Annotated in this window: 13 protein-coding genes; 10 read left to right on the top strand and 3 right to left on the bottom strand. The window is 36.7% G+C overall.

Annotated elements, in window-relative coordinates; translation table 11 throughout:
- Positions 1-2 precede the first annotated feature (2 nt).
- The 7 genes from AAY42_RS01585 (at position 3) to AAY42_RS01555 (ending at position 7,811) form a co-directional block, all read left to right on the top strand.
- Positions 3-845, top strand: a complete 843-nt coding sequence (locus AAY42_RS01585) for a DUF4249 domain-containing protein (protein WP_055392256.1) — start codon at positions 3-5, stop codon at positions 843-845.
- A gap of 287 nt (positions 846-1,132) precedes the next feature.
- Positions 1,133-2,449, top strand: a complete 1,317-nt coding sequence (locus tag AAY42_RS01580; RefSeq protein WP_055392255.1) for a DUF418 domain-containing protein — start codon at positions 1,133-1,135, stop codon at positions 2,447-2,449.
- Positions 2,446-3,465: a hypothetical protein gene (locus AAY42_RS01575; protein ID WP_055392254.1), complete on the top strand. Its 1,020-nt coding sequence runs from the start codon at positions 2,446-2,448 to the stop codon at positions 3,463-3,465. Before AAY42_RS01580 ends, AAY42_RS01575 begins: the two co-directional genes overlap by 4 nt.
- Positions 3,466-3,476: 11 nt before the next feature.
- Positions 3,477-4,517 (top strand): hypothetical protein, encoded by a 1,041-nt coding sequence (locus AAY42_RS01570; protein ID WP_139063608.1) that lies wholly within the window; start codon positions 3,477-3,479, stop codon positions 4,515-4,517.
- A 2-nt stretch (positions 4,518-4,519) separates the two neighbouring features.
- Positions 4,520-5,935, top strand: coding sequence for an MBOAT family O-acyltransferase (locus tag AAY42_RS01565; protein WP_055392252.1), 1,416 nt, complete (start codon positions 4,520-4,522; stop codon positions 5,933-5,935).
- A gap of 219 nt (positions 5,936-6,154) precedes the next feature.
- A complete protein-coding gene (locus AAY42_RS01560; RefSeq protein WP_055392251.1) occupies positions 6,155-7,153 on the top strand; it encodes a DUF3500 domain-containing protein in 999 nt (332 codons plus the stop codon).
- A 46-nt stretch (positions 7,154-7,199) separates the two neighbouring features.
- Positions 7,200-7,811 carry an FMN-binding negative transcriptional regulator gene (locus AAY42_RS01555; RefSeq protein ID WP_055392250.1) on the top strand — a complete coding sequence of 204 codons (612 nt, stop codon included), beginning with the start codon at positions 7,200-7,202 and terminating at the stop codon, positions 7,809-7,811.
- Between the two features lie 4 nt (positions 7,812-7,815).
- Here the strand turns inward: AAY42_RS01555 and AAY42_RS01550 are convergent, their stop codons facing one another.
- Positions 7,816-9,582 (bottom strand): PorP/SprF family type IX secretion system membrane protein, encoded by a 1,767-nt coding sequence (locus AAY42_RS01550; protein WP_055392249.1) that lies wholly within the window; start codon positions 9,580-9,582, stop codon positions 7,816-7,818.
- A 310-nt stretch (positions 9,583-9,892) separates the two neighbouring features.
- Here AAY42_RS01550 and AAY42_RS01545 point away from each other — a divergent pair, with 310 nt between their 5' ends.
- A complete protein-coding gene (locus tag AAY42_RS01545) occupies positions 9,893-10,363 on the top strand; it encodes a GNAT family N-acetyltransferase (protein ID WP_055392248.1) in 471 nt (156 codons plus the stop codon).
- 6 nt (positions 10,364-10,369) lie between these two features.
- On the opposite strand, the gene AAY42_RS01540 is transcribed toward AAY42_RS01545, so the two are convergent.
- Positions 10,370-12,532 (bottom strand): TonB-dependent receptor, encoded by a 2,163-nt coding sequence (locus AAY42_RS01540; RefSeq protein ID WP_055392247.1) that lies wholly within the window; start codon positions 12,530-12,532, stop codon positions 10,370-10,372.
- Between the two features lie 210 nt (positions 12,533-12,742).
- On the opposite strand from AAY42_RS01540, the gene AAY42_RS01535 reads away from it, so the two are divergent.
- Together AAY42_RS01535 and AAY42_RS01530 are read left to right on the top strand one after the other, a co-directional pair.
- Positions 12,743-13,162: a DUF2141 domain-containing protein gene (locus AAY42_RS01535; protein WP_055392246.1), complete on the top strand. Its 420-nt coding sequence runs from the start codon at positions 12,743-12,745 to the stop codon at positions 13,160-13,162.
- 151 nt (positions 13,163-13,313) lie between these two features.
- Entirely contained in the window at positions 13,314-14,255 is a 942-nt protein-coding gene (locus AAY42_RS01530) for a hydrogen peroxide-inducible genes activator (protein WP_055392245.1), read from the top strand.
- Positions 14,256-14,296: 41 nt separating this feature from the next.
- Here AAY42_RS01530 and AAY42_RS01525 read toward each other — a convergent pair whose 3' ends face one another.
- Entirely contained in the window at positions 14,297-14,548 is a 252-nt protein-coding gene (locus tag AAY42_RS01525; protein WP_417935074.1) for a hypothetical protein, read from the bottom strand.
- Positions 14,549-14,613: the final 65 nt, after the last annotated feature.

Here is a 14,613-nt window from a genome sequence, read left to right as displayed (position 1 = left end):
TGATGAAATCCATATATAAAATACTATTTTCTGCTTTGTTGTTGATTTGCACATCATGTACTGATGTCATTGACGTTGATGTGCCCGAAGGACCAATTAAATTGGTGATCGAAGCTTCTCTTGACTGGGAAAAAGGAACAGCTGGCAATGAGCAAACTATCAAATTGAGTACGTCTACACCTTTTTTTGATAAAGATGGAAATACTTCCGTAACTGGAGCTGTAGTACAGGTAACCAATGATAATGATGGTACTGTATTTATTTTTGAAGATCAAAATGATGGCACCTATGATACTTCATCATTCATTCCAATTATTGGAAATTCGTATTCCCTAGAGGTAATTTATGATGGTGATCAATATGCCGCCACTGAAACCTTATTTTCAGTATCCGACATTTCTTCAATTACCCAATCCACTGAAGATGGAGATGATGAAGTTCTTGAGGTAAATGTCTCCTTCCAGGACCCTGCTGGTGTAGAAAACTACTATTTCTTACGTTTTCAAAGTAGGAATGACTTACTTCCTGAACTCTTCTATATCAAAGACGAGTTCATTGATGGAAACGAAGCTCCTTTTTACTATGAAAAAATAGAGGACGAAGAAGAAAACATAGAAGAGTTTAAACCTGGTGATATTGTTGATATTGCTCTGTTGGGCATCTCTGAAGACTATTATAACTACCTACAGCTTTTAGTTGAACAATTTGAAGGTGCAGGAGACCCATTTAGTCCCACCCCTGTTGCTCTTGTTGGAAACTGCATTAATTTGACCGATCCAGATAATGCGCCCTACGGTTATTTCAGGGTAACCCAAAAAGTACAAGACAGTTATACGTTTGAATAGTTTTTTGATTGGTTGCTTAATCCCAAAACCTAAAAAAGGTTTTGGGATTTTTTATTATTCTGCATTTGAGAAAGTTTCATCAGACCTATTGGTTTTGTGGATAAGTTCATTTGATTATCCGTTTAAATAATACGTTACCAGTTTTTTACTATATTCGAGAACTGAGATATTTACTATACCTCCCCCACTCTTTCTCAGTTTGTTCCCCTCTTGGATAGATCAGTACTTGTCATTATGTGGTTGATTATGATGTTTGACATGAAACAAATCAGTTAAATAGTAATTAAATGAATACAACCAACCAACAATCACTTCAACCAACACAAAAAAAAGATAGAATCAATTCCTTGGACGTAATCCGGGGAATTGCGCTTTTAGGAATATTGCTCATGAACATTAATGGTATAGGGCTTCCTTTTGCTTATGGTGATCCAACCATTGCAGGAGGATCAGAAGGGCTCAACCTAAAGGTTTGGATCATGAACAATATGCTTTTTGAAGGAACCATGCGGGGACTTTTTACCATATTGTTTGGAGCCAGTATTATTTTATTGACCTCTCGATTAGAAAAAAGCGGTGCAGGTATTAAGACTGCTGATATTTATTACCGAAGACTGCTATGGTTATTGCTATTTGGTATTTTTCATGCTTATGTACTGTTATGGTTTGGAGAAATCCTTTATCCCTACGCACTATTTGGGCTCATGCTATTTCCTTTTAGAAATTCAAAAGTCAAGACATTGTTAATCTGTGGTATTGTATTGGTTTCCATTGGTGTTTTATGGGATGTGGCCGACCATAGAAAAACACTAAAGACGCAAAAAGAAGGCTTGGTTGCAGAGGCTTTAAAAAAAGAAGGGGATTCCCTTTCCAAAGATCAGCAAGCTGCATTTGACAAGTGGGAAAAGAAAAAAGAAAAAAAGACTGCTGAAGAGGTAACGGAACAAATTAAAAAAATGAATGAGGGATATTGGTCCATTATGAAGACCAATGCCAAAATGAACCAGTTCATGCAAACCTATGTTACCTATCGCTATTGGCCTTGGGACCTCTTAAGTTTCATGTTTATTGGTATGGCATTTTTTAAACTCCGGATTTTTCATGGAGAAAAAAACTATCTGTTTTACCTCATCATGATGGTCACGGGATATTTGATTGGGTTGTCTATAAATTATTATGAAACTAGTATAGATGTAAACTCAAATTTTGATGTTGTAGCAATGTCAAAATCAGGACAAACGTATCATATTGGACGTTTGTTCACCACTCTTGGTCATATTGGCCTTTTTATGTTGTTCATAAAATCCGGTTTCCTTAATTTTCTTCAAAAAGCACTAGCAGCCGTAGGTAAAATGGCATTGAGCAATTATCTAATACACAGCATTATAACTGCTTTTGTATTTTTAGGTTTCGGATTTGCGCTGTATGGAAAACTTCAGCGTTACGAACTTTATTATGTTGTAGGTGCCATTTGGCTTTTCCAATTGATTTTCAGCCCTATTTGGTTAAAATACTTTCAGTATGGACCTGCAGAATGGCTTTGGCGGTCCTTAACCTACAAAAAGAAACAACCACTAAGAATTAAACCAAAAACAACCAGATGAATTTAAAACAATCACTTCTCATTGCTTTATTTTTAGGTGTAATTGGACTTGTTGGATGGGAATTTTTTTTGCGTTCCCAGGGGTTCTCACGATCAATTGATGATAATGATGCCCTTTGGGCACTTGAACGCTCTAAAGTTGATGATCTATCCAAAGAAGACATTGTTCTTATTGGATCTTCCAGAGTGCATTTTGATATACAACTGGATGAATGGAAAAAAATAATTGGAAAGAAACCTATTCAATTGTCAGCTGGTGGCTGCTCCCCTTTACCTGTTTTTCATGATATAGTCAATACCTCCTCCTTTAATGGCACCATTCTAGTTGGGGTAACACCTGGCCTCTTTTTTTCAACTACATATCCTGAAGCTCCGCCTTGGGCTTGGCCACAGGCTAGAATAGACTATTTTCATGATAGAACCTTCGCCCAACGCATAAATCATAAGTTATCCATTCCACTTCAAAATTCGCTTGCTTTTATAAGTGAAGTTGAAGGGGTAGATGGTCTCAATCTAAAAGAATTATTGGGAAAAGTAAAAATTGGCAATCGCGTTTTTGACCCAATGCCTCCATTCCATTCCTTTGAAACCATAAGACTGGACAGAAATGTACGCATGAAAAAACGGATGGAAACTGATACAGCCTTTGCAAATACCGTGAAAAAAGTTTGGCAATTTTTTATGTCCGGGGAAGGACCGCCTCCAGATAAAAAAGCAACAATGGCTTTTTTTCTTGAAGATTTAAAAAAATTTAAGGAAAAAGGTGGAAACGTTATTTTGCTACGTTGTCCATCAACAGGCTATCTACGGGATTTTGAAACTAAGATTACTCCCAGAAACGAGTTTTGGGATGAATTGGTTGAAAAAGCCAATGTCAGAGCCTATCACTTTGAAGATTATCCACAGTTACAAAATCTAACCCTCCCAGAATGGTCCCATCTAACAGCAGATGATGCAGATTACTTTACCAGGGAGTTCATCAAGATTATGAAAACAGATGGTATGTTCACTAACTAATAATGACAAAGATGAAGCTGAAACAATCATTGTTAATTGCCATTCTACTCAGTATAATAAGTCTGGCTGCTTGGGAGATACATTGGCGTTCAAAACCAGATTATTACAGAGCAAATCTAGAAGACGATAGATATCTCTGGGCTCAGCACAAAGCCAAAGTAGCATCAGCTACTGAGAACGACGTTGTTATCATTGGCTCGTCAAGAACTGGATTTGATTTTAACACACATGTTTGGGAAGAAGTACAAGGTAGTAAACCCATAAACTTATCTACAAACGGTAAACCTCCCCTACCATTCCTTGAAGATATTGTTGAAAATACCGATTTTAATGGAACACTGATTCTTGGAGTTACACCGCTTCTTTGTTTCTCACCAGGGGTGGAACAACGAAATTTAGAGGCCAAAATGTGGGTGGAACATTACCACAATCAAACCTATGCCCAAAAACTGGGTTTTTGGGTTTCAAAACCTTTAGAACGAAATTTGGTAATGCTGACCTCATCAGAGCTGAAGTTTTACAATGACCTTGATTTAAAAGCACTGATAAACACTATCTCGATTGGCGAAAGGATTCCACCTGCACCTAAGTTCCTGAATTTTGGCTACAATGATGAAGATAGAAATTTAATCATGTTCTCTTCAATGGTAACCAAACCTGAATTTGCAGAAAAAGTCCAAAATGTTTGGAATTCTTTCTTACCATATATCCCAGATTATGAGGTCATCAAAGATGTGGTGCCCACAATAATTGAAAAATATCAAGAGCCAGCAAAAAAATTCAAGGCCCGTGGAGGGAAAATTATTTTGGTAAGGCATAAGGCTGAAAATGAGTGGAATATGCACACCAAAAGAATCCTTCCTAAAAATAAGGTTTGGGACAAATTTGTTGAACTTCTGGATTGTCCAGCATATCATTTTGAAGATTACGGATTTATGTCAAAACATACATTGCCAGATTGGTCCCATATGAATGCCGAAGATGCAAAAACGTATACCGCCGATTTGGTAAACCAACTAATTAAAGATAAACACTTACAAAAAACCAACTAAATATGTTATTCAATTCATTAGGATTTATTGTCTTTTTGACAGTTGTATTAGCACTGTATTATGCTCCTCTTTTTAACTGGACAGGAAAAAAAACAATGCTGTTATTGGCCAGTTATGTCTTTTATGGGTTATGGAATCCGCCATTAATTCTGCTTCTATGGATTTCAACCATGGTAGACTGGACAGCAGGAAACCAATTGGCCAAAGAAGAACGACAAAATATTAGAAAATTATGGCTCTTGCTAAGCATGGTTGTAAATCTTGGGTTCTTGGCCTTTTTTAAATACGGGGATTTTTTACTGGAAAACTTTGTTACAGCGGCAAATAGCATTGGGTGGGATTTCCAAGCACAGCCTATGGATATTATTCTGCCCATGGGAATTTCGTTTTACACCTTCCAGACCATGTCCTATACAATTGACATTTATAAGAAGAAAATAGACCCCGCCAAGACCTTTTTAGATTTTGCGTTGTATGTAACCTTCTTTCCGCAACTAGTGGCGGGTCCAATTGTAAGGGCAAAAGATCTTATTTCACAATTTTACGAATCCAAAAAAGCCACTGCGCAACAATTTATCTGGGGTTTGTTTTTATTGACTATTGGATTATTTCAAAAAGTAGTGCTGGCAGATACGTTGCTGTCTGGAACTTCCGATACAGTTTTTGGCTCGAAGAACATTCTTCATGGAATGGATGCTTGGTCGGGCACACTTGCATTTTCAGGTCAAATCTTTTTTGATTTTGCCGGATATTCTACCTGTGCCATTGGCATTGCATTGATGTTGGGAATTGTTCTTCCTGATAACTTTATGTTTCCCTACGCTTCTATTGGTTTCAGAGATCTATGGAAACGTTGGCATATTTCCCTCTCTAGCTGGTTACGAGATTATTTATATATTCCTTTGGGTGGAAATAGACACGGGATTACCCGCATGTATGTTGCCTTAATGCTCACCATGTTATTGGGTGGTCTTTGGCATGGAGCTGCATGGACCTTTGTTGTTTGGGGCGCTTTGCATGGCATCTACCTGGTAGGTGAACGTTTGCTCAAAAAAGTAATACCCATCAAAATAAATGCTTGGAATGGGATTCTATTTGCCTTGTTAACCTACACTTTGGTAAATTTCACATGGGTATTTTTCAGGGCAAGAGAATTTTCCACAGCTAAAAACATGGTTACATCAATGCTGTTTCTGAATGATGAGGGTGAAAAAATTCTCGGGTCTTTTGATATTATCAAGGTATTTACTGTGGTTGCCCTTCTTTTTATCTGCCATTGGTTCATGCGCAACACCAACATGAAAGAAGTAAGCAAAAAAATACACCCGTGGGCATTGGGCATAGTTTGGGCTGTAATGTTTATACTTATCTGTATTGCACAAGGTAGTGGGGAGCAATTTATTTATTTTCAGTTTTAGCATTAAAAGTTTGTGCCTATATATTTGATAATCAATCAAAAGTGAATTGGGAAGCGTCTATTTGATTTGGGTTGGCATTGTACTCTTTCTGTACCCCATTTGTAACAAATACATGATTTACAAACTCAACAATAAGGGAAAGTGGTGGTTAAGCTATTTATAGCTAAACCGTATCTTGCAATGATTTTTTTCACTGACTTACCATTTTAATAACTACTTATGAAAAAGTATATTCTATGGTTATTTTGCATCATTGTCTTCCCATCCTTTGGGCAGTCAGATTCAGACCCTGTAGTGGCTTTTTTAAAATCGCTCAATGTTGCGCAACTCGAAAAAACCCAATTCCCTTTTGAAACTGAAACACGTCAAAACTGGCATTTTTTACCTGCATCCATGTGGGAAAGACCTGGTATTCAAATTGGAAAATTAAATAGTTCCCAATCCAAATTATTCCATACGATGCTAAAAAGCCATTTAAGTCTTTCGGGCTATGAAAAAACCATCAGGATTATAGATCTTGAAAACGTTCTTGCGGAACTTAGCGGAAATACCCACATGCGCGATTCTAAAAAATATCATGTTGCGATCTATGGCTACCCAAAAAAAGATGCAGTTTGGGGATGGTCTTTTGAAGGGCACCATATTTCCTTAAACTTTACTGTTGTTGACGATAAAGTTTCCTATACTCCTCGTTTTTTTGGAGCGAGTCCGGCAATCATAAAATCCGGTACTAGAAAAGGTGAGCGCACTTTGGCAACGGAACAGGATTTAGCACTGGAACTAATCAACCAGCTAAATGAAGTTCAAAAAGCAAAAGCTATTTTTAGGGAAAAGGCCTTTAGAGATAATGTTTCAAGTAACTTTTCAACAGTTACACCTCTTGAAACCGTTGGAATTTCTGTATCGGAATTAACGGATAATCAACAACAAATGATTTCTGAACTTATTTTTGAATACCTATCCGCAATGCCAGAAGAATTGGCAAAGATGCGCATGGAGAACTTAAAAAAAGAAGAGTTTGGGAATATCCACTTTGGATGGGCTGGAGAAACCGAAATAGGTAAACCCCATTATTACCGCATTCAAGGAAAAACGTTTTTGGTTGAATTTGATAATACCCAGGAAAATGCAAATCATATTCATTCTGTTTGGCGTGATTTTGATGGAGACTTTGGAAGGGATCTGATCAAGGAACATTATAAAAACTCACATCATTAAATTCTACTGAAAACTAATTGAACCCTTTTCGTCAAAATTTGAATAGATGTATATCCCACATTACTACAAAAATGAAAATCTAGCTGAAATCAAAGATTTCTTGATCAATAACAGCTTTGGCATTTTGGTTAATCAAACAGATGGAAGACCTTATGCTACACATATTCCTTTGGAGTTAGATAGGAATGAACAAGGAAAAGATGTTCTTGTAGGGCATATTGCCAAGGCGAATCCGCAATGGAAGGCATTTAGTGACATAACCGAAGTCTTGTGTATTTTCAACGGTCCCCATGCATATGTATCATCTTCATGGTACAAGGAAGAGGAAGTTCCCACTTGGAACTATATTGCGGTGCATGTTTATGGAAAATTAAGTGTTCTCAATGAAAAAGATACCATGAAATCTCTTCACAAATTGGTGCACAAATATGAAAAGGATTCTAAAAACCCTATTTCTCTTGATGATATGTCTCCAAAAACTCTAAGACAAGTGAAAGGAGTTGTTGGTTTTCAAGTTGAAATCACAGAAATTCAAGCAGCATACAAACTCTCTCAAACACGTACAGAAGACCATCCAAAAATTACTTCCGAGCTTCATGAAAAAGAAGATGCCGGAAGTAAAGCTATTGCTAAAAAGATGATTGAACGTAAATCCTGATTACTTATTCATTGTCCATAAACTTGGTGTCCGCCCAATTTGAATACCTTGGATTGTCTACATGCATAATCCAAATTTCATCACTGTACTTGCCTTCCATCTTAGAACGATATGCCTGGTAAGCCAGTTCATTTTCCTGATACATTGCCAAATAAACATAATTAAGGCCATTGTCAGGGTTTTTAAAATACTTGGCATTCAATCCCTTAGCTTTAAGTTGAGCCATAAAACTTTTCAAGTACCGCTCATTTTTAAAGACATTGGCCACAATGTAGTGCCCTTTTCCTACTCCATCTAGATTTATGAACTTTTCAATAGGTTTAAAAGCACCTCCGGAGAACGAGCCCTTTTTATTTTTAGATTCCTGATCTGTTTTGGAACTTGAGTTTTCCGCTAACTGTGTAGTTTCCAAAGATCTTGCTATGGAATCCAAATCCTTGTGTTTGGCCAAATATAATTTTTGCGCAGCCTCCTCAATGTCTGGGCGTTTGTTATCGGTCTTGCGCTCTACCATTCGCATCACCATTTCAAACCGCTTTTCCATATCGCGCTGTCTATTTTCCTCTAACGAATCCATTTTAAAAATCAACTCATTGATTACGGCATAGTTGTCATCCTGTTGAGCTTTCAATAGTTTGACTTGTTCTTCCCAAAAAGCGAGGTCTTCTTTATTTGTTGGACGAAGGGTTGTCTCCGCATCTAGTTTGTTTTTGGGAGTTTTCTTATGCTTTTTTGTGTCTGCCACAAAAGTTCCTTCAATAGGTTCTCTAGTGGAATCATCCGTTGACGCAATACTGTTTCTTGAAAGTATGGGAACAAACGAAAAAGCTATGGAAACCTCATGGGTAACACCAAGATTTGTTAAATTGTTATTGATATTCTTCTCAAAATTATAGCCAAAGGAAAGTCTCCTATTTAAATTGAAACCGGTACCTGCTGAAGCACCATAAAATTGGTCATATCCTCCCTGAATCCATCCCAGCTTTGGTAAATCAAGAATAAGACCACCTCCAAAAATAGGGTCCTGAGCTCCTTCAAACCTAGCTCTGGCCAAAGGCAATAAACGTCCATCTTCAAAAATACCTGCTCCATTTTTAAACTCATGGGCAAATTGAATATGTCCAGAAAAGGTCTTCTCATTAAAATCAGTCAAAGATTTTCCCGACCTCATGTTATAGTCCACCAAGTTTTGTGCAAAAACGCCAAAATCAAACTTTCCAAGGGAAAGATTAAGCCCTGGTTGGAAGGAAATAATGGAATTTTGTGAAGCATCGTTCAGCAAAGGATCTTCATCCACGGTAATTGCCCTATCAGGATCAAAACTGCTGACATAATAAGGAATATTTACCCCAAAACTGAGGTTGCTTTTTTGGCCCAATTGAATACCGTGGGAATAATTTGCCATTACCCCCAGATTGGAAATCACGCCTTCCTGTTGATTATAAAGACTTACTCCAAGTCCAATACGATCATTAATACGACCACTATAGCTCAGAAAGTAGTTTTGATTATTGTCGTTAAAATCAGCTCCTTGACTTCTATGAAAAAGGTTAACATAGGATTTATCTTCTCGAACTGCTGAAAAAGTAGGATTTATCAAAAACCTATTGAACTTTAATAGATTTTGGAATGGTACGTCATAGCTTACGTATGGATTACTTTCTTGCGCGCCAATTTTACTAAAAAAAATGCAGCATACAAGTAGCGAAAAAAACCATTTAAAACGAAACGCAATGATATACTTGGAAAATAGGGGTAGTTTTACTTCCATAGCGAAATGGTGTTTGTAGGTTAAAGAGCCTGCTGGTAACAGGTAAATATTTTCTGTTTGGTCTCATTAGCAAGATTTGGGATACTTGTAAGAGTTTTACTATTAACTTTTATATAATATTACATTTTTTATCGGTAAATAACCAATTTAATCGTTAAAAACCGTATTTACTAGTTATCAAACGTGATTATGTGAAAAAAATTGGATGTTCTCGCCTGAAATTTAGTGACTTACTTCTTTTAAATTCCCGAAAGCTTTTATCGTTTTCAATGTATTTTTGTACAATCTACGACTATTATGTATTAAAAATATGAGTGAAAACCTAAGAATAGTGGCGTACACTGAAACTTATAAAGATGCTTTTAAAACACTTAATGAAGAGTGGATTCTCAAGTATTTTAAGATTGAGGAAATGGACCGTATTGCTCTCAATAATCCAAAGAAATACATTCTTGACAAAGGGGGCTATATTGCTGTTGCCCTATTGGATGATGAACCTGTTGGTGTATGTGCTTTAATACATTGCGATTATCCTGGATTTGACTATGAAATGGCTAAAATGGGGGTATCACCCAAGGTACAAGGGAGGGGCATAGGAAAACTGCTAGCCGAGCATATTATTGCAAAAGCGAGATTCCAAGGAGCAAAAAGACTATATCTTGAAAGTAATAAAGTATTAAAACCAGCTATTAGTTTGTATCGTAAATTAGGGTTCGTACAAATTCATGGGGCCAAGTCTCCTTATGAGCGCAGCGATATTCAAATGGAACTTCTTTTATAAAGTAATCTACAGATTATCAAGTTGATTGCTTTTTCCATCTGAACTAATGGTCCAAAAGAAGCCTACAAAAAAGAAACTATCTGCTGGAGGAGTAATTGCGCGTCTATCAAAAACTCCATTCATATTTGGAGTATCCGCATATTGATAATCGCTAACATTATTGAACCCCAACACATTACTAACTGAAAAGAAAAGGATTTTTTGTTGATCTATTAAATAGGCCCAATTAAGGCTTAAACTATTAAATGACCTTGTTGTTTCAGCTAAAAATTCTTCGGTATTTGGATTGTCATATGGCCTTCCTGAACCATATGAATAGGATACGCCTATTTGGGAACGCAATTCATCAACCCAGTATTTGGTCACTAAGGAAAGGTTATGTTTTGGAGCAAAATTGGGCGTAGCACTTTCCAAATAATTTCTATAGTCCCTTTTTGTATCCAAATATGAGTAGGAAACCCAATAATCCAAATTCTTAATACTCTTGTTGTCTCGCCAAAAAAGATCAAGACCAGCAGCATATCCGTCACCGGAATTTGAATAGATAGAATTAAACTGGGGCAAATCTGTATCAAACTTCACCAAATTGTCATAATCTTTGTAATATGTCTCCGCCCTAAATGTTTTTCCATCTCCAACATATTGATAATTCAGGATGTAATGTGATGTTTTTTCAGAAAGCAGTGGTTGCCCAAACTTTGCCACTTCTGATAATGGGTTTTGGTAAAAATCACCATATGCCAAGGAAAACTGACCTTTTTCGCCCGGCTTGTATGCCAATGAAACTCTAGGCGAAATAGTAAAATCATCCAATAAGGAACTATTTTCTCCTCTGACTCCTAATTTCACGGCAAAATGATTACTAAAAAAAATATCTGCTTCTAAAAACCCTGCAAACAATCGATCTTCGTAATTACTGGTAAAGGATTCATCCATAGCATCCGTAAAGGTCTCATCAAAATTGGTTACAAAAACCTCTGATCCAAAGTTTAGGTTAAACCTACTGCTAAAATTTTTTCTCGCTTTAATTTTTATATGTGACGCAGCCTCTTTGTCATCAACAGCTCCTTCCTCCAATCCTATGTTGTTGGTATCCCATGAAATCGCAGCACCAGAAGTAAGAGTCCAATCATTCTCAAAAAAGTATTTGTATGATGAGTTGAAATATAGATTGTTGTTCTTTAATTGAAATCCGACCAAATCATCGAAATTGATATCCTCTTGCTCTATATCCAAATTTGCATAGTTGAAACCAGTGTACAACTTAAACATACTTCTATCCCCCTTGCTTCTGAAAACAGCTTCTCCAGCCAAGGATTCATAGGGACTATTCCATTTTACACCTTGATCAGAAGGTATTAAAGCTTCATAAGGTGCAAGATTTATGTAGGATGTATTTATGCTCAAAGATTGATCTCCCCATATTTTGGTATGGCTCAATCCCGCGCCAACCGACATTATTGAAATGTCCGTTTTTTCTTGGTTTGGAACATCTGTAGTATTCAGTAACAGCACACTAGATAGCGCTTGGCCATATTCTGCTGAATACCCTCCGGTGCTAAACGTAATTCCTTTAAAAAGAAATGGGGAAAATCGACCTCTTGTTGGCGTATTGTTTGCAGTAGCATTAAATGGTTGAAAAACGCGGAGTCCATCTATAAATACCTGGGTTTCTTCTGCAGATCCTCCGCGGACAAAAAGTCTGCCATCTTCATTTACCGATGTAGTTCCAGGCAGCGTTTGCAGTGCTCCAACAAAGTCACCAACAGCACCAGCCGTTGTTACAATATCCAGAGGTTTTAGCACTGATACTTTGGAGTTATCGCCAGCTTCAAAAGTCCCGGCCGTTAGAGTAACTCCAGTCAAGGTATTTATGGATTCCAATAAATTGATTTTAAGATTTTTGAAATAGGTGACATCACCAACCTCATAATGCGCATCATAGGACAGCATGGAAATCACCAAGGTTTGCGTGCCCGTTTCGGAGGTTTCAAAATTGAATGTACCACTTTCATCGGTAGAAGCTCCATCATAGGTTCCTTCCAAATATACATTGGCCCCTACAATGGGAATATTTTTAGTATCGGTTACAATACCTGAAATTGTTGTTTGTGCCAACAAAATGCTGAAGTTAAAAAAAGTGATTACTAAAAGAATGTGGTTTTTCATGACTGTTTGTTATTTGATGCCGCAAAAATGATGTGCTCACTTTCACCAAACCAATCAGAAACACTCAACTGTGGAATTTTCAGGATGAATTGTGATGCTTTTTTTGAATTACAGTTCAGTCTTAAAAAACAACATTTCAGTAGATTGAAATTTTAAAGCAAACTGCTTTGAAGGAAATTTGGTCCATCACTAACAACAAAAACATTCATTATGAAAACTTTGACACTAACACTAACTTTTCTTCTTGTTAGCTTTTTAAGCATCGCCCAAGAAACAACAGGTATTAACATTAAGGTCTCCATTACCAATGTTGCCAGCAATGAAGGCAAGGTAATGGTTGGCCTGCATACAGCTGACACATTTATGAAGGGCCCAGGAATGCGGAATTTGGAAAGTAAAATTGAGAATGGAACCGTTTCCTTCACTTTTAAGGACGTAACACCAGGAACTTATGCGGTAATGGCTTTGCATGATACCAATGAAAATGGTAGAATGGATTTTGAGGCAAATGGAATGCCTAAAGAAAGTTATGGACTATCTGGCAATGATATGTCTTTTGGACCTCCTTCTTTTTCCACTGCGCAATTTGAAGCTAATGAAGAAGATTTAGAATTTGAAATCAGGTTCTAGACAACACCAGTTCATCAATCAAATAAAGAGGCTTGCTGTTTGCAAGCCTCTTTCATTTTGTATTAATATATCAACAAGGAACATCTTTCTTTAAATCATCATAAATTAAATTGATAGTTTTTCATATTTTTATATTGCTAATTTATAATGAATGACCATAACGCAATTACAGTACGTTTTAGCTGTTGCTGAATATAAAAATTTCACCCTTGCTGCTGAAAAGAGTTTTGTTACCCAGCCTACGTTGAGCATGCAGGTGCAAAAACTTGAGGATGAACTCGACGTTTTAATATTTGATCGAAGTAAAAAACCCATTTCAATAACAGAGGTAGGTAAAAAAATAGTTGCGCAGGCTAAAAATATAGTTGCCGAAGCAGAGCGCATTAAGGACATTGTTGACCAAGACAAGGGATTTATAGGAGGGGATTACACCATAGGAATCATCCCTACCGTAATGCCAACACTATTGCCAATGTTCCTTAATACTTTTATTAAGAAATACCCCAAGGTGAACCTGATCATAAAGGAACAGCCAACTGATACATTGATTCGGAATTTATTGGACGGTCATTTGGATGCTGGAATAGCGGCTACTCCTTTAGAAATTGAGTTTATTAAAGAGCGTCCTCTTTATTACGAGCCGTTTGTGGGGTATGTTCCAAAAAACCACCGCTTATCCTCCAAAGAACTTTTGACCACTGAAGATTTAGATGTGAATGATATCCTTTTATTGCAGGATGGACATTGTTTTAGAGATGGCGTCATCAATCTATGTAAATCTCCAAAGAACCAACACGAAGAGCAGTTTAAAATTGAAAGTGGAAGTTTTGAAACCTTGGTAAGTTTATCGGATGAAGGAATGGGCATGACATTATTACCTTATTTGAATACTTTAGAGCTTGATCAGAAAAAAAAGTCGTCCTTAAGGCAATTTAAAAACCCCTCCCCTGCACGGGAAATAAGTTTAATATATCATAAGAGTGAACTTAAAATTCAAATTACGGAGGCTCTGAAGGAAGTAATTTCAGGAGTTGTGCGAGGTGCCATTGCCTTTCAAGACGTAAAAATAATTAGTCCCTTAGGAAAAAATTAAGCCTTTTAAAAATAAAAAAGCCGCTTTTCGCGGCTCTTATTTTATGCTTTTATTAATAGTAATGTAGGATGTAATTCTGGTTTATCTAAAATAAAATACTCTAACCAGATTTTGAGTTCTTCGATTTCACTTGGTAATAACCTTGAAACAGCTTTTTTTAATTCTTTTGCGAATAGCTTAGCATCAAAACTTACTTTTTGCAAGACAGTTTTGGTGTAATCTAACATTGCTCTAGGCATAGAAAATTGATTAATTGGATTAAAAGGTTGAGCAACTAATTTAAGAAAAATCATGCTTAAATACGTCAAAAAGCGGTTAAAAATTAAATAAATTCGTGTTAAATTCTATAAACAGTAAA

This window comes from Flagellimonas eckloniae, from assembly GCF_001413955.1.
Taxonomy (GTDB): domain Bacteria; phylum Bacteroidota; class Bacteroidia; order Flavobacteriales; family Flavobacteriaceae; genus Flagellimonas; species Flagellimonas eckloniae.
This window is presented reverse-complemented; position numbering and strand designations above follow the sequence as displayed.